Source organism: Nocardioides abyssi (assembly GCF_030412915.1).
In the GTDB taxonomy this organism is placed as follows: Bacteria; Actinomycetota; Actinomycetes; order Propionibacteriales; family Nocardioidaceae; genus Nocardioides; species Nocardioides abyssi.
Window position 1 is genome coordinate 1 of sequence record NZ_JAUHJR010000083.1, and the last position, 321, is coordinate 321.

Genomic DNA, 321 nt, shown 5'->3' on the forward strand with positions numbered 1-321 from the left:
GTGGAGGCCTACAACGTCGAGCCGTTCCAAAAGCGACCCGGCTCGCGGGCGAGCGTGTTCACGGCCGAGGAGCAGCCGCTGCTGCGGCCGCTGCCACAAACGGCCTACGAGATCAGCCGGTGGGTCTACGGGCGTCGGGTCGGGCGCAACGGGCATGTGGTGTGGGAGAAGAACTTCTACTCCGTACCGTTCGCCCACGTCGGCGCCTTGGTCGACCTGCGTATCACCGACCGGGTGCTGCAGGCCTACCGCGGCACCGCGCGGCTGAGCAGCCACTTGCTGCTGCCGCCGGACGCGGCCAACGAGTACCGCACCAACGAC

Annotated in this window: 1 protein-coding gene; it reads left to right on the forward strand. The window is 68.8% G+C overall.

Annotation, left to right across the window (positions count from 1 at the left end; translation table 11 throughout):
* A partial coding sequence (locus QWY29_RS19995; protein ID WP_439117460.1) for a Mu transposase domain-containing protein occupies positions 1 to 321 on the forward strand: 321 nt, incomplete at both ends.